Here is an 18,228-nt window from a genome sequence, read left to right as displayed (position 1 = left end):
TCGCGGGCCGCTCATGCCTCCAGTTTGTAGCCGAGGCCGCGCACGGTGACCAGATGTTCCGGCTTGGCCGGATCCGCTTCGATCTTCGAGCGCAGCCGCTTGACGTGCACGTCAAGGGTCTTGGTGTCGCCGACGTAGTCGGCGCCCCACACGCGGTCGATCAGCTGACCTCGGGTGAGCACCCGCCCGGAATTGCGCAGCAGGTATTCGAGCAGGTCGAACTCCTTGAGCGGCAAGGTGACCGGCTTGCCGTTCACCATCACGGTGTGCCGGTCGACGTCCATCCGGACCGGGCCCGCTTCCAGCACGCCGCTCTCGGTGGAGCCCTCGAGTTCGTCGCCCGCCCCGCGGCGCAGCACGGCGCGGATGCGCGCGATGAGCTCGCGGGCGGAATACGGCTTGGTGACGTAGTCGTCGGCGCCGAGCTCGAGGCCGACCACCTTGTCGATCTCGCTGTCGCGCGCGGTGACCATGATCACCGGCACCCCGCTGCGGGTGCGCAACTGCTTGCACACGTCGGTGCCGCTCATGCCGGGCAGCATCAGGTCGAGCAGGACGATGTCCGCACCGGACCGGTCGAACTCGGCGAGCGCGGACGGCCCGTCACCGACGACGGTGACCTCGAAACCCTCCTTGCGCAGCAGGAACGCGAGCGGATCGGCCAGCGACTCCTCATCCTCGACGATCAGAACACTCGTCATCTGCGTGCCTCCACACCATTCGGTCGGCCCGGTCCGGTGGGACGCGGGCTTGTTTCTATCGTGCTCACCACGGCGCCGTCGTTGTCGTCGTCGGCGCCTGCTTCGTGGTGGGCGGGTATGCGCAAGGTGAACGTCGATCCGGTGCCCAACTTGCTCCACAGGGTGATTTCCCCGTTGTGGTTGGCGGCCACGTGTTTGACGATAGCCAGACCCAGACCGGTACCGCCCGTCTGGCGCGAACGCGCCTTGTCGGACCGGAAGAACCGTTCGAACACCCGCTCCTGGTCCTCCTTGGCGATGCCGATGCCGCGATCGGTGACCGCCATCGCCACGTGATCGCCGCGCAGGGATCGGCTCACCGACACGTGGGAGCCGGGCGGCGAGTAGGCGATCGCGTTCTCCACCAGGTTGGACAGAGCGGTGACCAGCAAGGTCTCGTCGCCGAGCACCTCGAGCCCGCTCGGGCGGTCGGTGCTGACCGTGATCCCGGCGGCTTCGGCGGCGGTGCGGGAACGGTCGACCGCCTGGGTCACCACGGTGTCCACGTCCACCACCTCGAGTTCGGGCAGCTTCTCGGCGCCCTGCAGGCGGGAGAGCGCGATGAGCTCGGTCACCATCTTGCCGAGACGGCGCGATTCGCCGAGCACGCGCTGACCGAAGTGCCGCACGGCCTCGGGGTCGTCTGCGGACTCCAGCAGGGCTTCGGCCAGCAGGCTCATGGCGCCGACCGGGGTCTTGAGTTCATGGCTGACGTTGGCCACGAAGTCGCGCCGGGTGGCCTCCATGCGCGCCTGTTCGGAATCGTCGTCGGCGAACAGCACGGTGAAGGTGGTCTCCTCGCGCGACAGCTGCCTGGCGACGCCGCGCACCGCGATGCGGCCACGGCCGGGGACCGGATTCTTGGCGGTGAGGTCGAACTCCGCGGATTCCCCGGTGGCGAGCACCTTCTCCACGGCGGCCCAGGCGCGCTCGTCGAGCAGGCGGTTGCGGACCAGGCCGAGTTCCTCGGCGCGCGGATTGACCAGCACGACGTCGCGGTACTCGTCGACGACCGCGATCCCGCTCTCGGAGGCGAGCACGATCAGGTCGAGAACCTGGGACATGGTGAGACCGGACTCGGCCTGCCTGCGCGCGGCCTGCCTGGCATTCACATACGGGATCAATAGCCCGCCGACTGCCAGGCCGACGACAGCCGCCAAGATGGCCAGCAGCACGGCCTGGGGAACACTCACACTTGAATCGTACGGTCGCCGACCCGTCGCCCGACGCGGGGTACACGAAGTTTCGCGCAGGTCATAGGCCCTTCCGGCGCCGTTAGCCGCATGTTTACGCGCTGTTCGACGTCAGGTATCCGCCCCGTATCCACCGGCCGGTCGGTTCACTTCGTCCTCGGCTGCGGCCAGCGCCTCGTTCACCGCCGCGCCGTGCTTGTCCACCCACTCGCCGAGGGCGTAGATCGGGATCAACAGATCAACGCCCGCCTCGGTCAGCTCGTATTCCACCCGTGGCGGGGCCTCGGCGTACCGGTGACGGCGCACCAGCGCCATCCGCTCCATTCGGCGCAGCGTTTGCGTCAGCATCTTCTGACTGATCCCGCCGATCGCCGTGCGCAGCTCGCCCGGACGCATGGGTCCCTCGCGCAGCAGATAGACAAGCACCGGTAGCCAGGAGTTGCCGAAGATGTCCACGCCCATGCGGGCCGGGCAGTCGGATTCGAAGTCGCCGTACGGCGCGAAGTCCACCCGCTCGGAGCCGACCGGGTCGATGGGTGCTGCGCTCACGCCTCCAGCTTGCCAGCGCCGTTGCGCACCTCAGGGTGCCTTTCGCAGTCCCTAGCGTCGGCGGCGCACACCTTTCGAGTCAGGAGTTCGGATGCGAATCGGAATCATCGGCGCGGGCGCGATGGCGCGGGCACTCGGCGGCGGCTGGAGCGTAGCGGGGCACGAAGTGCTCATCGGCGCGCGGTCCGGCAGTGCCGCGGCGGAATCGGCGGCCTCGATCGGTGGGCGGGCCGGAAGTATCGCCGACGCGGCGGGTTTCGGCGACGTCGTGCTGCTCGCGTTACCCGTGCCCGCGCTGCCGGAAGTGCTGCACGCGGTCGCGGATCTACTGGCCGGACGCACGGTGATCGACTGCACCAACGCCTTCACCCCGGACGCGACGGCCCCTGAGGGGGCCACCGGCTTCGTGCTCGCCGAAGACGCTGTGGCGGAACGGATCGCGGCGCTGGCGCCGGAGGCGCACGTGGTGAAGGCGTTCAACCTGTGCGCCGCCGAGGTATGGCAGGCCGACGCGCGCGTCTTCGACGGCCGCCGCTTGGCGGTGCCGCTGTGCGGCGACGACGAGGCCGCGCTGCGAGCGGTCGCCACGCTCGCCGAAGACCTGGGATCGCGAGCGTTCCCGGCGGGCGGCCTGCACCGGGCCCGGTATCTGGAGGCTCTGTCGGTGTTCACCGTCGGCCTCTGGTTCGCCGGGCACGATGCCCGCGCGATGTTCCCGCCCTTGGCGGCCGCCTTCGCCGTCGCCGACTGACCGGGCCGGAGCGTGCACCCGCACCCATACCCCGCAGCGTCACGCATGATGCGCGCGGGTGCACGCTCGGACCCCGCCCCGGATCTACCAGCCCGGATTGCCACCGACCGGCACGTTGACGAAGCTCGGACGGCCGGGGTCCAGCTCCAGATGCTGTGGCCGCATGCCGGTGTCGATCAGCATCGGCAGGATCGGCAGGCCCTTGGGGAAGTTGCCGGCGTACACGTCGACGCGCAGCCGGTGCCCGGGTTGCAGGATCGCCTCGGTGGCGGGCAGCGCGATGTCCAGCGTGGTCACCTCGCCCGGGACGGTCGGCTGCCGCTGCTCCAGCGAGGTGAACGGCCGGGGATCGGTGTAGTCGCCGTTGGCCGACTTGCTGCTGTTCGCCTCATCGATCGCCCGCAGCGAGGCCATGAGCTGCCCCGACGACAGCACGCTCGACTGCCCGTCCGGCGCGACGTCGTTCACCGTGACCACCCAGTACCCGTCGGCGGCGTCCTGGACGGTGTTGAGCCGCACCGCGATTCGCCCCGAGATCGTGGTCGGCTCGGCGACCGGGGCGCTGGTGAAGGTCAGGCCGTTGAGTTCCTCGACCCTGGAGTCCTTCGCGCACCCGTCGATGACCGACAGCACACCGGCGGTGCCCTGGGCGGCGTCGTTGGAGCACAGGCTGGTCAGGCCGGGCGCGACGGTCAGGCGCGCCGGCTCGCCGGTGCCCGCGGCGTCGAGCGAACCGTCGTACAAGCTGTTCGCGGTACCGCTGGGCGCGGCGGACAGATACATCCTGCGATGCACCGCCTGCCCCGAATCCGCGGCGGCGGTCGGCGCGGCGAACGATTCGGTGGTGATCCAGCCGCCGCCCTGCTGGCGCAGCGTGATCGGGCCGTACTGCTCGATGCCGTTGTCGACGTCCTTGAGCCACCGGTCGAACCAGGCGCGCTGCAGCACGTCCAGCCGCGGCGGCAGGCCCGGCTTGCCGTACTCGTTGCCCGAGTTGAGGTGATAGGTGTTGCCCATCAGCAGCTGCTTGTGGCCCGGCGGCAGCGGGATCTCGTTGTAGATCTTGGATTCGGAGTAGGTGAACAGGTCGTGCCAGCCGCCGGTGACGAAGGTCGGCGTCCGGATGTCGCCGGGATCACCGAGCCAGTCCTGGCGCGGGCCGGAACCGTCGGTCAGCAACTCCTTGGCGCGCGGGTCGAGATCTTCGATGCGCGCGGTGGTGTAAACGTTGAGCAGCACGTCCATGAAGGTCAACGGGTCGCGGGCGCGGTCGGCCAGCCACGTGGTGTCCAGCTGTCCGTTGAGCACCGAGGCCAGATCGGGGATCAACTTGAGGCCGTTGATCGCGGTCAGCCACAGCGGGATGAAGTTGAAGCCGAATCCGCCGCCCGGCGCGAGCACGTCGTTGACCAGATCGCTGCCGGGCACCACGGGGAAGATCGCCTGCAAGGCGGGCGGGCGCTTCTCGGCGACCTGCACCTGGTTGATCCCGGAGTAGGAGATGCCGTTCATGCCGACGCGTCCGTTGGACCACGGCTGGCGCGACGCCCAGTCGATCACCTCGACCGTGTCCTGCTGCTCACGTCCGCGCAGCATGTCCCAGACGCCCTGGGAGAAACCCGTGCCGCGCACGTCGACGACCACCTGCGTGTAGCCGCTCTTGATCAGCTGCCGGTCGACGGTGAAGTTGCGCAGTTCGCCGCCGCCGAACGCCTTGGTCAGATCGGTGACGCCGGACAGCGGGGTGCCGCTCATGTCGATCTGCCGGAAGAATTCGATCAGCGCGTCGGACAGTCCCGGAATCGACTGCGCGTGATCGGCCAGGTTCGACACCAGCTTGGTGTACGGGGTCAGGTTGACGATCGTCGGCGTGGGGGTGTCGATGGGGCGGCCGGAGACGTCGGCGGGCCGGTAGACGTTGCCCTTCAGGACCGTTCCGTCGCTCATCGTGATGGGGACGTCCCACTGGATGTTGATGTTCGGGTACTGCTGTGGACCATCCTGGGTGGCCGTCCAGGCCGCTCCCGCAGCGCCGCCGTCAGGGCCGGTCGGCGGCGCGACGGCATCGGCGCCGCCGGCTGACAAGGGGACGAGCATCGTGGCGGCAACCGCCGCAACCGTGGCCCGCAACGCGTTCTTCATCGGACGTGATCCACCTCTCGGCTGGTCGAACGACCAGAGTGTACCGACTTACTTGCCGGTAAAAACAGTGGGTAACTTAAACCGTCGACGTCGCGTCGCGGAGGGACCGGCAGCGCTCCGGCGTGTCGCACGGCAACGCACGCCTACCGCCCATCGAAACGACGACGCGCTGCCACCCGATCCGGGTGACAGCGCGTCGGTACTGCGTGATGCGGACTATTTGCCGCCCTGACCGGCGACGGCGGCGGCGCCCGCGGCGGCCGCCTCGGGGTCGAGGTACTCGTGCGGGCGCACCGGGCGGAGGTTCTCGTCCAGCTCGTACCGCAGCGGGATGCCGGTGGGGATGTTCAGGCCCGCGATGTCCTCGTCGGAGATCTGGTCGAGGTGCTTGACCAGCGCGCGCAGCGAGTTGCCGTGCGCGGCGACCAGCACGGTCTTGCCGGACAGCAGGTCCTTGGAGATGGTCGACTCCCAGTACGGCACCATCCGGTTGACCACGTCGAGCAGGCACTCGGTCTTCGGCACGTCGATGCCCGTGTAGCGCGCGTCGCCTTCCTGGCTGTACTCGTTGGCCGGGTCGATCGGCGGCGGCGGGGTGTCGTAGCTGCGGCGCCAGAGCATGAACTGCTCGTCGCCGTACTTCTCCCGGATCTGCGCCTTGTTCTTGCCCTGCAGCTCGCCGTAGTGGCGCTCGTTGAGCCGCCAGTCCCGGATCACCGGGATCCAGTGCCGGTCGGCGGCGTCCAGCGCGATGTTGGCGGTGGAGATCGCGCGACGCAACAGCGAGGTGTAGACGACGTCCGGCAGGATGCCGTGCTCGGCCAGCAACTCCCCGGCACGCTTGCCCTCGGCGATGCCCTTGTCGGTCAGATGCACGTCCACCCAGCCGGTGAACAGGTTCAGGGCGTTCCATTCGCTTTCGCCGTGGCGCAGCAGCACGAGGGTGTACGTCATGCGGCCATCCTCCCATGTGCGCTCGCGGCGGTCGCATCGGTTCCCATCCGCCCGTCGCTGCGCCCGCGGGAAAGCGCCATGTCAGGCGAGTTCTTCCGCGGCGAGCGCGCCCGCGCCCGCCAGCGTCGCCCCGTGACTGATCGCGGAGAGTTCCACACGCAGTCCGCGCAGGAATCTCAGCCCGGCGTGCGCGTGCACGGCGGCGCGCAGCGGATCCCACAGCGGCGCACCGGATTGCGCGAAACCGCCGCCGATCACCACCCGGTCGACGTCGAGCAGGGCGGCGGCCGAGGCGATCGCGGCGCCGAGCGCGGTGCCCGCCCGGCGCAGCGCGGCGACGGCGATCTCGTCGCCCGCGTGCGCGTCCGCGGCCAGCCGTGCCCCCGTGGTGCCCGACCAGCCCTGCTCGCGCGCCCACCGCACCGACGACATGCCGCTCGCGACCGCCTCGACGCAGCCGCGGCCGCCGCAGCCGCACGGCGTGTCCCAGCCGGGCACGACGATGTGCCCGACGTGCCCGGCGTTTCCGGTGCGCCCGAGCAGCACCTTCCCGTCCGCCACGATTCCGCCGCCGATTCCCGACGACACCGTCATGGCCAGAGCGTCGGACACCCCGCGCAGCGCGCCCATGCGGTGCTCGGCCAGCGCCAGGCAGGCGCCGTCGATCGCGAAACGAATGGCGGCGGCGGGAAACAGCTCACGCACGGCGGCCACGATGGGGAAGCCGGCTCTCCACTCGGGAATGTTCAACGGACCCGTGACGCCGGTGCGCACATCCACCGGCCCGGCCGCGCCGATCCCCACCGCGCCGACGGGCTCCGCCCCCGCGACCGCGAGCAGCAGTTCGCGACAGACGTCCCACACTCCCGCGCCGGGCACGTCCACCCGGCGCACGTCGCGCACCTCGGCGCCGGGGCCGACCACCCCGGCCGCGAACTTCGTCGCGCCGATGTCCAGAGCGAGAATCGCCATGCCGTCCCTTCGCCGAACCGAACCACCCGCGATTGTCACCCGGCGGGCCGGACCCGGCGACGACCGGCTACGGCTTGTCGGCGGAATCGACCAGATGCTCGAAGGCGCGCAGGTTCTGCAGCGACTCGCCCCGTGAGACGCGCCACTTCCATTCGCGCCGAATGGATTCCGCGAAGCCGAGTTCCAGCAGCACGTTGAAGTCGGCGTCGACGGCCTCGAGCACCTGCCCGAACACCCGGTCCAGTTCGTCGGCGGTGACGGCGTGCCCGGACATGCGGCCGACCAGATAGATGTCGCCGACCCGGTCGAGGGTGTACGCGACGGCATAAAGCCTGCGGTTGCGGCGCAGCAGGAACTTGTACACGCCTTCGAAGTTCTCGTCGGGCTTGCGGCAGACGAACGCTTCGAAGCGAACCCCGTGCTTGCCCACCGTCACCATCACGGTGGTCTTGAGCTTGCGTTCGCCGGGCAGGACGACGACGAAGGTCTCCTCCCCCGGCCGGGTGTATTCGATCTCCCGATCCCGCAGCGTCTCGTCGATCAGTCGCGCGGTCGTCTGCACCTCGTTCATCGGCGTACTCCCATCCGGCGCCGCCACAGCGCCCGCGATCTCGCCTGACTGTTCTCACCGAGCAGGGCGGCCGTCCGCTCGCCGGCCAGGCCGGTGCGGTCGGCGGACACCCGGTCGTACGCATCCTCCCGCACATCGCTGTGCGCCAAGCCGCGACCGCCGAAGACCGCCCGCTCGTCCCGGAAACCGGCCATGGCCGCGGCGTAGCTGGCCAGCAGTCCGTCGGCGGTGTGCGCCCAGGAGAAATTGGCCGCGTGCGTGACGGCCCGCTCACCCATCCGGTGCAGCCGGTCCGGGTCGTCGAGCAGGTAGCGCAGGGCGTCGGCCCAATCGGCGGTGCGGTGGCCGGGGACGAGCAGCCCGGACACCTCGTGCCGCACGGCCGTGCCGAGACCACCCACGTCGGCGGCCAGCACCGGCGTGCCGCTGGCCTGCGCCTCGATCGCGACCAAGCCGAAGGACTCGTTGTAGCTGGGCACCGCGACCAGGTCGGCGGCGCGGTAGACCAGCACCAGCCGCTGCGGCGGCTGCGGAGGCAGGAAGCTGACCCGCTCGGCGATGCCGAGTTCGGCGGCCAGATCGATCAGCGCGTCGGGCCGCTCCAGCCCGCTGCCGGACGGACCGCCGACGATCAGCACGCGCAGTTTTCGTTCCGGGTCGGCGCGCAAGACCTCGGCCGCGGCGCGCACCAGCACATCGGGCGCCTTCAACGGCTGGATGCGGCCGACGAACGCGACGATCCGCTCATCGGCGGCCAACCCGAGCTCGGCGCGGGCGGCGGCCTTGTCACCGGGGCGGTAGCGGGCCAGGTCGGCGCCGGGCGGCACGACGTCGATGCGCTCGGCGTCGGCGCCATAGAGTTCGACCAGTTGGCGGGCCTCCTCGGCGGTGTTGGCGACCAGCCGGTCGGATTCGGCGATCACCTGCTTCTCGCCGATCTCGCGGGTCGCCGGTTCCGGACAGTCGCCTTCGGCCAGCGCGGCGTTCTTCACCGCCGCCAGGGTGTGCGCGGTGTGCACCAGCGGCACCCGCCACCGATCCCTGGTCAACCAGCCGACCTGGCCGGACAACCAGTAGTGCGAGTGCACCAGGTCGTAGTGGCCCGGCAGGTGCCTGGCCTCCTGACGCAGCACCTCCGCGGTGAACGGGCACAGCTGGGTGGGCAGATCGTGCTTGTCGAGCCCCTCGAACGGGCCCGCCACCACGTTGCGCACCAGCACGCCGGGCGCGGCCTCCTGGACGGGCGGAACGTTCGACGCGGTGGCCCTGGTGAAGATCTCCACCTCGGTGCCGCGGCGAGCCAGCTCGACGGCCGTCTGCAGGACATAGACGTTCATGCCGCCCGCGTCGCCGGTACCGGGCTGAGCGAGTGGTGAGGTGTGCACCGATAACACGGCGATACGGTTCGGCCGTAGGTCCAGGCGCTGACTCACACTATCCATAGTGCACGTTGCGTTCCCCGGCCCAGACACGCTATCCGCGGCAAGTGAGAGCTATCACAGAGCAGACATGATTCCGATCACAAGCTCTCGATGAACGCGCTCACCTCCGCGACGAACCGCGCGCGGTCCTCGATGAACAAGCCGTGCTGGGCGCCCTCCCAGAACGACATCCGCGCGTTCGGCGCCGCCTCCGCGATGTAGCGGCCGTTGTCGACGGGGACGACCCTGTCGGCCGTCCCGTGCAGGACGAGCACCGGAACGTCCAGCGTGCGGAGGGTCTCGGTGTTGTCGACGGTCCGGTAGAACAGCGCTTTGCGCACCGCGGGCGGGGTCGCGAGACCGGCTCCGAACAAGCGTTGGGCATCGGGCCCCTTGTCCGTGCCGGGTCCGGTGTTGGCGTTGCCGAACACACCGAAGGCGCGCACCGCCCGCCCCGCGCTCTCCTCGAAGACGCCGGGAATCGCCTCCTGCATCATGCTGCCCGTGGCCGCGCCGGGCACGCCGGGGCCGATGTTCGCCATCGAGCCGGTGTAGACGACACCCGCCACGGCTCCGGTGCCGTAGGCGGTCAGATAGTCCGACAGCACGATCCCGCCGTAGGACCAGCCCAGCAGCACCGCGCCGGACTCGATGTCTTCGGCCGCCAGCACCGCCGCGACGTCGGCAGCCCAGTTCTTCGGATCGTCGTAGCCCGCCGCGGGCGTGTCGGAGTAACCGTGGCCGCGCAGGTCGACGGCGATCACCCGGAAGAGCGCGGCGAGGTCGTCGGCGGCGCCGCCCCAGCAGCGCAGGTTCGCCGACCAGCCGTGCAGCAGCACCAGTGGCCTGCCCTGCGCCGGACCACTCACCCGGTAGACGATGTTCGTTCCGTCCGCGCTCACCACGTCCCGTATAGCCATGCACCGAGGCTAACCGTGCTCGCGGTGACCGCACGGCCCCGGCGAACCACGCGCACCTAGGATCTGTTCGCATGAGCACTCGCACCGCCCTCGTCACCGGAGCCAGCTCGGGAATCGGCGAGGCCACCGCCCGCGAACTGGCGAAGCAGGGCTATCACGTCTACGTCGGTGCGCGCAGGGTCGATCGTCTGCGCCGCCTCGCCGACGAGATCGGCGGCACGGCAGTGGCGCTCGACGTCACCTCGGACGAGTCGGTGCGGGCGTTCACCGAAGCGGTCGAGCGCGTCGACGTGCTGGTCAACAACGCGGGCGGCGCCAAGGGCCTGGCCACGGTGGCCGAGGCCGACCTGGACGACTGGCGCTGGATGTGGGAGACCAACGTGCTCGGCACGCTGCGCGTCACCAAGGCGCTGCTGCCGAAGCTGATCGCCTCCGGTGACGGGTTGATCGTCACCGTCACGTCGGTGGCCGCGTTCACCGCCTACGACAACGGTTCCGGTTACACCTCCGCCAAGCACGCCCAGGCCGTGCTGCACCGCACGCTGCGCGGCGAGCTGCTCGGGCAGCCGGTGCGGCTCACCGAGATCGCGCCCGGCGCGGTGGAGACCGAGTTCTCGCTGGTGCGTTTCGGCGGCGACGCCGAGCGCGCGGCCAAGGTGTACGAAGGCATCGATCCGCTGGTCGCCCAGGACATCGCGGAGGTCATCGGGTTCGTCGCGTCGCGGCCGGCGCACGTCAACTTGGACCAGATCATCATCAAGCCGCGCGACCAGGCGGATGCGGGCCGGTTCGCCCGCCGCACCTCATAGCGCGGGGTATCGTCCGGTCCGGCCGCGAATTGCTGGACCTTCGCTCTTCGCCCCGAGCCGTTAGCATCCGAGAAGCCGCAAGCGTAAGGACATCGGATGGGAGTGATTCGGCTCATGCTCAAGGGCTTCAAAGAGTTCCTGATGCGCGGGAACGTCATCGACCTCTCGGTCGCCGTCGTCATGGGCACCGCGTTCACCTCCGTGGTGACCTCGGTGACGAAAGGTGTGATCAATCCGCTGCTGGCGGTGTTCGGCAGCACCAATCAGCTCGGCCTCGGCGTGCAGTTGATCCCGTCCAAGCCCGCTACCTTCATCGCCGTCGGCCCGATCATCACGGCCACCATCGATTTCGTCATGGTGGCCGCGGTGCTGTATTTCGTGCTGATCCTGCCCATGAAGACGATCAAGAACCGCTTCGGCACGCCCAAGGCGGCCGAGCCCTCCCAGATCGAGTTGCTGACCGAGATCCGCGACCTGCTCGCCGAGCGGCACGATGCGGTGCACGCCCAACGTGAGGCCGATCGCAAGGTCGAGGCGGAACACGCCGACGGTGCGACCGAAGAGCAGAACGTGAAGGTGCGCTAGAACCGGTCAGCGTGCTCCGGCGGGCCGCGGCGGCAGGGGGGTGGCGGAGACCACAGCCGAGGGCGCGCCCTGCAACGCGGACATGGTTTTCCAGGTGTCCCAGTCGATGGTCCAGTCATAGAGGTCGCCGTCGGCGGCCGAAAGCGGGATCGAAGTGCCGGTCACCTCGACCGGATCGCCGTACAAGGACGTGGGGAAATACGCCTGGGCATCAGCGGGTGACAGATTGATGCAGCCGTTGGTGACGTTCGCCGACCCCTGCGCCGACAGCGATTCCGGGTTGGCGTGGATGAATTCGCCATTGTTGGAGATGCGTACCGCCCAGCGCTCGCGAACGTTGGTGTAGTACGGCGGATTCGACATCATGAAGTCCTCGTACTTCTCGGTGACCACGTGGATGCCGGAACGAGTGACGTTGCGCGCCTCGTTGCCCTCGCCGTAACTCACCGCGAAATCGAAGATCGTCTGCCCCTCGCGGACCACCTGCATGCGGTGACTCGGGGCGTTCGCCTTGACGATCTGGCTGCGGCCGATGCGGAAATCGGTGGTCAGATCGGAATCGCCGTAGTTGCCGCCGCCCAGGTCAAGGCCGTAGAGCCGAGCCGAGACGTGCACGCTGGTCCCCGGCGTCCAGTAGTTCCTCGGACGCCAGTGCAGGCGCGAGCCGCCGTCGTCGGGGAACCAGGCCCACGCGCCCTCGGTGGGCGGGTCGGTGGTGACGGTGAGCGCCTTCTCCACCGCCGCCTTGTTCGACACGGAGGACTTGAACTGCAGGATGATCGGCGCCGCGATGCCGACCTCCTGGTTGTCGCCGATGTTCAGGGTCGCGGGGACGGTGCTCTTCGGCGTCAGGGTGTGGAACGAGCCGTCGATCGGGATCGGCTTGCCGTCGGTGCCGACGGCGGTGCCCGACCAGGTGTAGGTGGCGTCGTAGCCGAGCGGCTCGGTGATGGTGTAGGCGCGCCGGTCCGGTGCGAGTTCGCCGCGGACCTGCTTGCCCGCGGCGTTGGTCAGCGCGATCTGATCGATCGTGCCGTCACTGATCGTCACCGAGACCGGGGCGGTCGGGTTGACGTTCGTCGCGTCGTCGGCGGGAGCCAACGTCGCCTTGGCGATCGGGCCCGCGGCGGGACCCGGCTTGCCGGAGCCGCGGTCTATCGTGCAGCCGGCCACCGCGGCGACGACCACGAGCAGGACGGCCGACACCACGGCAACCGATCGGCGGATCATGGTGCGGTGGTTCACTTCGTCGAATCTACGCGCGCCGCCCGCCGCGCCCCGTCGGCGCAGCGTGTGGTGTCGGCCTCAACGGGTCAGAGCGTGACGCCCACGGTGACCGGTTCGGGTTCCAGCCGGATCCCGAAACGCTCTGCCACGCCGTCGCGGACGGTCCTGGCAAGCGCCACCACATCGTCGGCCGCCGCGCCGCCGCGATTGGTCAGTGCCAGTGTGTGTTTCGTCGACAGCCGGGCGGGCGCGCCGTCGCCGGGGAAGCCCTTGGCGAAACCCGCCCGCTCGATCAGCCAGCCCGCGGAGAACTTGACCCCGTCCGGCGCGGGGTAGGTCGGCACCGCGACGTCGCCCACGTGGGCGGCGATCGCGGCGCGCACCTGCGCCACCCGCTCCGGCGCGACCACCGGATTGGTGAAGAACGAACCCGCGCTCCAGGTGTCGTGATCGGCGGGATCGAGGACCATGCCCTTGCCCGCGCGCAACCGCAGCACCGCCTCCCGCACCTGCGCGGCGGGGCGGGACTCGCCGTCCGAAGCGCCCAGCGCTGAGGCCAGCTCGCCGTACCGCAGCGGCACGCTGGAACCGTCGGCGCGCAGCGCGAAATCGACCGCGAGCACCACGGCGTCGTCGCGGTGCTTGAGCACGCTGGTGCGGTAACCGAAACCGAGTTCGCCCGGCTCCACCCACCGGATCTCGCCGCTGGCGCGATCGAGCAGACGCACCCGGCGCAGCAGGTTCGCCACCTCCGCGCCGTAGGCGCCCACGTTCTGCACGGGCGTCGCACCCGCCGAGCCGGGAATGCCGGACAGGCACTCCAATCCTCCGAGACCGGCCTCGACCGTCGCGCGCACCACCGCGTCCCAGTTCGCGCCCGCCTCGGCCACCACACCGCCGTCGCCGATCTCGACGCCGGTGGTCGTGATCCGCACCACCACGCCGTCGAAGCCGTCGTCACTGATCAGCAGATTGGAACCACCCGCGAGCAGCAACACCGGGACACCGGCGGCGTCCAGCGCGCGGACCGTGGCGACCAGCGACTCGGTCGTCGCGCATTCGGCGACCAGCGCGGGGCCGCCGACGCGCAGCGTGGTCAGCTCCGCCAGCCGCACGCCTGCGCGCAGCCGCGCGCCGGTGCCGGCGAGAAGATCCGACGGAACCACTCGTGAAGTTCGCACGGTGGTAAACGGTAGCGTGCGCGCTATCGGCTACGAGCTGGCGTATTCAGCCCACGAGCAGATCGGACAGCACGGCTCGTGGAGCGCGAGCGCCACACGGTAGCGTGTGGAGCCATGGCTACACCGCTGGCGTACACGGCCCGCTATACCCATCCGACCGCCGCGGTGCGCGCGGCTTTCGCGAACGACCAGTACTGGAAGGATCGCATCGCGCAGGTCGGCGGCCCCAACGCCCGGCTGGATTCGGTCACCATCAGCGGTGACGAAGTGCGTGTCGAGATGGTGCAGGCCATCGCCGCCGAACTGCTCCCCGCCGCGATCACGGCGGTGCGGCCGGGCGATCTGATCATCCCGCGCGTCGAGCACTGGACCGGAGACCAGGCCACCTTCACCGCGCGCGTCGATGGCGCGCCCGCCGAGGTGCGCGGAGCCATCGCCTTGGCCGCCGAGGGCTCCGGCGCCGTCACCACGGTCGACGGCACCATCGAGGTGAAGATCCCGCTGTTCGGCAGCAAGATCGAGAAGGCGATCGCCGAGCACCTCACCGAGCTGCTGAAGAACGAGGCGGAGTTCACCGAGAACTGGCTCGCGGCGCACTGACCGGCCGCGCAGCGCGGTCACTGTTCGACGTCACATCGTGCCGTCCCGGCATTCGTGTGAGTTCCGCACTCCACCCGCCCGGCGAGGTCGGCGCCGCCGGTCCCGGTAACCTGTGAGCCCATGGCACGCCGATTGGACTACTCCGCCCGCTATCCGCTGCACACCACGAAAGAGCTGTACGCGGCGCTGTCGAACCGCGACTACTGGGACGCGCGGATGGAAGAGATGCGGAAGTACACCCCCGGCAACGAAGTGGCCCGGCTGGAGGCAGGCGACGACGGAATCTCTGTCGAACTGCACCACGTACTGCCCCGCGACATGCTCCCGGAGATCGCCCAGACGGTGATGCGCAAGGACATGGTGATCACCCGCAAGGAGTTCTACAGCCCGTACGCCGAGGATGAGACCACCGGCAAGTACTCGGCGTCCATCCCGGCGGGCCCCGGCAGCCTCGGCGGCACCATCCGCCTGTTCCCCACCGACACCGGCTGCACGATGCGCTTCTCGTCCGAGGCGAAGGTGTTCATCCCCATGGTCGGCCCGCGCCTGGAACAGCTGATGCTGGTCAACCTGGTCGACCTGTTCCGCGGCGAGGCAGAGTTCACGGTGCAGTGGCTGGAAGAACAGCACCCCACTCGCTGACCAGACCGGTCGGCACCATCACTCGTGGCACCACCGCCGTCAACCGTCTCCGCCGCAGCGACCGCTGGCTGATCAACGACGACCTCGTCGCCGATCGGCTGCGCGTCGCGCCCGATCCACTGGTCGTCGATCTCGGGTACGGCGCGAGCCCGTGGACCACGTTCGAGCTGGCCGCCCGGCTGCGCATGATCCGCGCCGACGTGCGGGTCGTCGGATTGGAGATCGACCCGCAGCGCGTGGTGCCCGGCCGCGACGGCGTCACCTTCGCCCGCGGCGGATTCGAATTGGCCGGGCTGCGACCGGTTCTGGTGCGCGCCTTCAACGTGCTGCGGCAGTACCCGGAATCGGCGGTCGGCGCGGCATGGTCGACGGTGCTGGCCGGGCTGGCGCCGGACGGGCTGCTGGTCGACGGCACCTGCGACGAATTGGGCAGGCGCTGCGCCTGGATTCTGCTCGACCGGGACGGGCCGCGCTCGCTCACCCTGGCCTGGGATCCCTTCACCGTCGAGCGCCCTTCCGACCTCGCCGAACGCCTGCCGAAGGCGTTGATCCACCGCAACATTCCCGGTGAACCGATCCACACGCTGCTCGCCGCCGCGGATCGCGCCTGGGCGCACGCCGCGCCGCTGGGGCCGTACGGTCCCCGCGTCCGCTGGCGCGCGGCGGCGCGGGCGCTGCACGCCGAAGGGTTCCCGATCCGCCATTACCGCCGCCGCCTGCGCGACAACGTGCTCTCGGTGCCGTGGTCGGCGGTCGCGCCGCTCGGTTGACGCCGGCGCGGTTTCGTCACGCTACGGCAAGCGCCCGGTACACCCGGCGCGCGGCGCGTGGCGACAGGCGCGCCCCCGCGTCGGTGATCTCCTCGCCCGCGCAGCGGTGGATGGCCACCGCGTCGGCCACCACCTCGTTCAAGGCGGATTGCCCGATATCGGACTCGGCCAGGTCGAGCACCGTACGCACCGGCGTCGTCACCAGGAACGCACCAGCCGATTCCACCTCGGCGCCGGTCAGCGCGCGGCGCACGACCACAAGTCGCGGCGTCACCGGCGGGCGTCCCGCCCGCGCCGACAGATGCAGGAACCGCGGGCGCAGACTGCCGAGCCCGTGCAGCTCCGCCGCGCTCTGATGGGAGACCACCGCGGCGCCGTCGAACCAGGCCGCCCACATCGCGTATTCGTCGAGCGGGCCGTCCCGCCACCCGGCCAACCGGAGCATGCCCACTCCGGCCCTGGTCACCGAACCGTCACCGAGACCTGCCCGCACCCGGGCCCCACACCCGGTGCGCAGCACCTGACGAGTCGTGAAGAAACCGGCGTGCCGACCGGCCCAGCGACGCAGAACGCGCCATCCTTGTTCCGCGGATCCGATCGCGCGGCTTGCCGCTTCGCCAGCCATGGGCATCAGGCTACGCTCGCTTTTTGTGCTTCATGTCACATTCGAACCCCTCACTGCCTCCTCAGAGACGGCACAGAAAGGTCGGGAAGAATTTTGGCCATGAGTACGAACGCAACCTCAACCTCGACGATCAACCGGCGGGGCCTGCTGATCGCGCTGACCGTGGTAGCGATTCTGCTCGCCACGGTCTTGGTCGGCGGCGAGGCCTATGCCAGGCACACGGTCTCGAACTGCATCAGCTCGCAGTTCGAGAAGGAGATGGGGTCGAAGATCGACGTGGGTTTCGGGCCCAAGCCGATGCTGCTCACCTGGATCGACGGCAAGGTGCCCTCGGTGAAGGTGAACAGCGACGACTCCAAGTTCGGTCCGGCCGTCGGGATGGTGGTGCACGCCGTCTTCCGCGACGTCGACGTCTCCGATCGGAACGGAAGCGTGATCGGCAGCTCCTCGGCCGACGTCACCTGGAGCAACGAAGGCATTCAGGAAACCCTCGGCGGCATGGTCAGCGGGGTGAGTTCCTCGGCGAGCACCGGCATGCTCACTCTGTCGGTGCTCGGCGGTTTCGCCGAACTCCAACTGAAGCCGCAGATCGTCAACGGCACGGTGCAGGTGGAGACGATGTCGGCGCAGTTGCTCGGCATCGGCCTGCCCTCCGATCTGGTGCAGGGCATCGTCGACCTGTTCACCAAGAGCCTGCAGAGCTACCCGCTCGGCATGACGGCGACCGACCTGAAGGTCACCGACTCAGGCGTCGATGTCCACCTCTCCGGTGGGCGAACCCAGCTCGAGTCTTCCGGCGACAGCTCCGACATGCGCTGCTGACCCGCAGCGCCGCACGGCATTCGGCCGTACGCAAACGCTTCGGCGATGTGGGCGAACGTCTTCCGCTGTTGGTCAGGCCGGGAAGCCGTCGAGCACTTCGCGCGATCTCGACAGCCCGAGCCGGGTCGCGCCCGCCGCGATCAGCTCCGCGGCCGCCTCGGCGGTGCGGATACCGCCACTGGCTTTGACACCCAGCCGGTCGCCGACCGTTTCGGCCATCAACCGCACCGCGTGCGCGCTCGCGCCGCCCGCGGGATGAAATCCCGTGGAGGTCTTCACGAAATCGGCGCCCGCGCGTTCGGCGACCTGGCACACCCGCACGATCGCTTCGTCCGGCAGCGCGGCGGATTCGATGATCACTTTCAACAGCGCTCGATCGCCGACCGCTTCGCGCACCGTGACGATGTCCGACAACACCGCCGTGTAATCACCCGCGCGCGCCGCGCCGACATCGATGACCATGTCCACCTCGGCGGCGCCCTGGTCCACCGCCAGCCGCGCCTCGGCGCCTTTGACCAGGGAATGATGCTTCCCGGAAGGGAATCCGGCGACCGTCGCGACCACCAGTCCCGGCGCGCGCACCGGCAACATGGACGGCGACACACAGATCGCGAGCACGCCCAACGCCCGCGCGTCTTCGATCAGCGCGCCGACCTGCGCGGGCGTCGCCTCCGGGGCGAGCAGCGTGTGATCGATCATGGCGGCCACTTCGGCCCTGGTCAGCGACGCGGAACTTGCCATGGGGTGAGAGTCT

Annotated in this window: 20 protein-coding genes; 7 read left to right on the top strand and 13 right to left on the bottom strand. The window is 69.6% G+C overall.

Annotated elements, in window-relative coordinates; genetic code table 11:
- Positions 1 to 11: 11 nt before the first annotated feature.
- The 3 genes from ACH49X_RS12500 to ACH49X_RS12490 all read right to left on the bottom strand — a co-directional run bounded on the left by ACH49X_RS12500 (position 12) and on the right by ACH49X_RS12490 (position 2,482).
- Positions 12 to 701, bottom strand: coding sequence for a response regulator transcription factor (locus tag ACH49X_RS12500; protein WP_063017339.1), 690 nt, complete (start codon positions 699 to 701; stop codon positions 12 to 14).
- Positions 698 to 1,933: an ATP-binding protein gene (locus ACH49X_RS12495; protein WP_195083146.1), complete on the bottom strand. Its 1,236-nt coding sequence runs from the start codon at positions 1,931 to 1,933 to the stop codon at positions 698 to 700. The genes ACH49X_RS12500 and ACH49X_RS12495 overlap by 4 nt, the downstream gene beginning before the upstream one ends.
- Before the next feature lie 111 nt (positions 1,934 to 2,044).
- On the bottom strand, positions 2,045 to 2,482 hold the full coding sequence (locus ACH49X_RS12490) for a helix-turn-helix domain-containing protein (protein WP_357207465.1): 438 nt from the start codon (positions 2,480 to 2,482) through the stop codon (positions 2,045 to 2,047).
- 91 nt (positions 2,483 to 2,573) lie between these two features.
- Between ACH49X_RS12490 and ACH49X_RS12485 the strand changes: the two genes are divergently transcribed.
- Complete coding sequence (locus ACH49X_RS12485) at positions 2,574 to 3,233, top strand: NADPH-dependent F420 reductase (RefSeq protein ID WP_397069672.1); 660 nt, start codon at positions 2,574 to 2,576, stop codon at positions 3,231 to 3,233.
- An 84-nt stretch (positions 3,234 to 3,317) separates the two neighbouring features.
- On the opposite strand, the gene ACH49X_RS12480 is transcribed toward ACH49X_RS12485, so the two are convergent.
- The 6 genes from ACH49X_RS12480 to ACH49X_RS12455 form a co-directional block, all read right to left on the bottom strand.
- Positions 3,318 to 5,375 carry a CocE/NonD family hydrolase gene (locus ACH49X_RS12480; RefSeq protein WP_357207463.1) on the bottom strand — a complete coding sequence of 686 codons (2,058 nt, stop codon included), beginning with the start codon at positions 5,373 to 5,375 and terminating at the stop codon, positions 3,318 to 3,320.
- Positions 5,376 to 5,591: 216 nt separating this feature from the next.
- Positions 5,592 to 6,329 (bottom strand): phosphoglyceromutase, encoded by a 738-nt coding sequence (locus tag ACH49X_RS12475; RefSeq protein ID WP_357207460.1) that lies wholly within the window; start codon positions 6,327 to 6,329, stop codon positions 5,592 to 5,594.
- 81 nt (positions 6,330 to 6,410) lie between these two features.
- Positions 6,411 to 7,301 carry an ROK family protein gene (locus tag ACH49X_RS12470; RefSeq protein ID WP_357207457.1) on the bottom strand — a complete coding sequence of 297 codons (891 nt, stop codon included), beginning with the start codon at positions 7,299 to 7,301 and terminating at the stop codon, positions 6,411 to 6,413.
- Between the two features lie 67 nt (positions 7,302 to 7,368).
- The gene (locus tag ACH49X_RS12465; protein ID WP_195083151.1) at positions 7,369 to 7,872 is read right to left on the bottom strand and encodes a YbjN domain-containing protein; all 504 of its coding nucleotides are present in this window, start codon (positions 7,870 to 7,872) and stop codon (positions 7,369 to 7,371) included.
- Positions 7,869 to 9,314: a D-inositol-3-phosphate glycosyltransferase gene (mshA, locus tag ACH49X_RS12460; RefSeq protein ID WP_195083152.1), complete on the bottom strand. Its 1,446-nt coding sequence runs from the start codon at positions 9,312 to 9,314 to the stop codon at positions 7,869 to 7,871. The genes ACH49X_RS12465 and mshA overlap by 4 nt, the downstream gene beginning before the upstream one ends.
- A 77-nt stretch (positions 9,315 to 9,391) precedes the next feature.
- Positions 9,392 to 10,213 carry an alpha/beta hydrolase gene (locus tag ACH49X_RS12455; protein WP_357207455.1) on the bottom strand — a complete coding sequence of 274 codons (822 nt, stop codon included), beginning with the start codon at positions 10,211 to 10,213 and terminating at the stop codon, positions 9,392 to 9,394.
- Positions 10,214 to 10,284: 71 nt separating this feature from the next.
- On the opposite strand from ACH49X_RS12455, the gene ACH49X_RS12450 reads away from it, so the two are divergent.
- Both ACH49X_RS12450 and mscL read left to right on the top strand, forming a co-directional pair.
- Positions 10,285 to 11,022, top strand: a complete 738-nt coding sequence (locus ACH49X_RS12450; RefSeq protein WP_357207453.1) for an SDR family NAD(P)-dependent oxidoreductase — start codon at positions 10,285 to 10,287, stop codon at positions 11,020 to 11,022.
- A gap of 96 nt (positions 11,023 to 11,118) precedes the next feature.
- The gene (gene mscL / locus ACH49X_RS12445) at positions 11,119 to 11,607 is read left to right on the top strand and encodes a large conductance mechanosensitive channel protein MscL (protein WP_357207450.1); all 489 of its coding nucleotides are present in this window, start codon (positions 11,119 to 11,121) and stop codon (positions 11,605 to 11,607) included.
- 6 nt (positions 11,608 to 11,613) lie between these two features.
- Here mscL and ACH49X_RS12440 read toward each other — a convergent pair whose 3' ends face one another.
- Together ACH49X_RS12440 and ACH49X_RS12435 are read right to left on the bottom strand one after the other, a co-directional pair.
- Entirely contained in the window at positions 11,614 to 12,837 is a 1,224-nt protein-coding gene (locus ACH49X_RS12440; protein ID WP_195083191.1) for an Ig-like domain-containing protein, read from the bottom strand.
- A gap of 83 nt (positions 12,838 to 12,920) precedes the next feature.
- Positions 12,921 to 14,000 (bottom strand): UDP-N-acetylmuramate dehydrogenase, encoded by a 1,080-nt coding sequence (locus tag ACH49X_RS12435; RefSeq protein ID WP_397069748.1) that lies wholly within the window; start codon positions 13,998 to 14,000, stop codon positions 12,921 to 12,923.
- Between the two features lie 129 nt (positions 14,001 to 14,129).
- Between ACH49X_RS12435 and ACH49X_RS12430 the strand changes: the two genes are divergently transcribed.
- The 3 genes from ACH49X_RS12430 to ACH49X_RS12420 all read left to right on the top strand — a co-directional run bounded on the left by ACH49X_RS12430 (position 14,130) and on the right by ACH49X_RS12420 (position 16,027).
- The gene (locus tag ACH49X_RS12430; RefSeq protein WP_195083155.1) at positions 14,130 to 14,615 is read left to right on the top strand and encodes a DUF2505 domain-containing protein; all 486 of its coding nucleotides are present in this window, start codon (positions 14,130 to 14,132) and stop codon (positions 14,613 to 14,615) included.
- 120 nt (positions 14,616 to 14,735) lie between these two features.
- Positions 14,736 to 15,257, top strand: coding sequence for a DUF2505 domain-containing protein (locus ACH49X_RS12425; protein WP_195083156.1), 522 nt, complete (start codon positions 14,736 to 14,738; stop codon positions 15,255 to 15,257).
- Positions 15,227 to 16,027, top strand: coding sequence for a class I SAM-dependent methyltransferase (locus ACH49X_RS12420; RefSeq protein ID WP_357207448.1), 801 nt, complete (start codon positions 15,227 to 15,229; stop codon positions 16,025 to 16,027). Before ACH49X_RS12425 ends, ACH49X_RS12420 begins: the two co-directional genes overlap by 31 nt.
- 16 nt (positions 16,028 to 16,043) lie before the next feature.
- Here the strand turns inward: ACH49X_RS12420 and ACH49X_RS12415 are convergent, their stop codons facing one another.
- Positions 16,044 to 16,652: a hypothetical protein gene (locus tag ACH49X_RS12415; protein ID WP_357207446.1), complete on the bottom strand. Its 609-nt coding sequence runs from the start codon at positions 16,650 to 16,652 to the stop codon at positions 16,044 to 16,046.
- Between the two features lie 99 nt (positions 16,653 to 16,751).
- Between ACH49X_RS12415 and ACH49X_RS12410 the strand changes: the two genes are divergently transcribed.
- Complete coding sequence (locus ACH49X_RS12410; protein WP_195083158.1) at positions 16,752 to 17,474, top strand: DUF2993 domain-containing protein; 723 nt, start codon at positions 16,752 to 16,754, stop codon at positions 17,472 to 17,474.
- Positions 17,475 to 17,546: 72 nt separating this feature from the next.
- Here ACH49X_RS12410 and deoC read toward each other — a convergent pair whose 3' ends face one another.
- A complete protein-coding gene (deoC, locus tag ACH49X_RS12405; protein ID WP_357112592.1) occupies positions 17,547 to 18,215 on the bottom strand; it encodes a deoxyribose-phosphate aldolase in 669 nt (222 codons plus the stop codon).
- Between the last annotated feature and the right edge of the window lie 13 nt (positions 18,216 to 18,228).

It is taken from the genome of Nocardia sp. NPDC019323 (assembly GCF_044389845.1).
GTDB classification, from domain to species: domain Bacteria; phylum Actinomycetota; class Actinomycetes; order Mycobacteriales; family Mycobacteriaceae; genus Nocardia; species Nocardia implantans.
The sequence above is the reverse complement of the archived record's forward strand: the minus strand, read 5'-3'. Positions and strand labels throughout refer to the sequence as shown.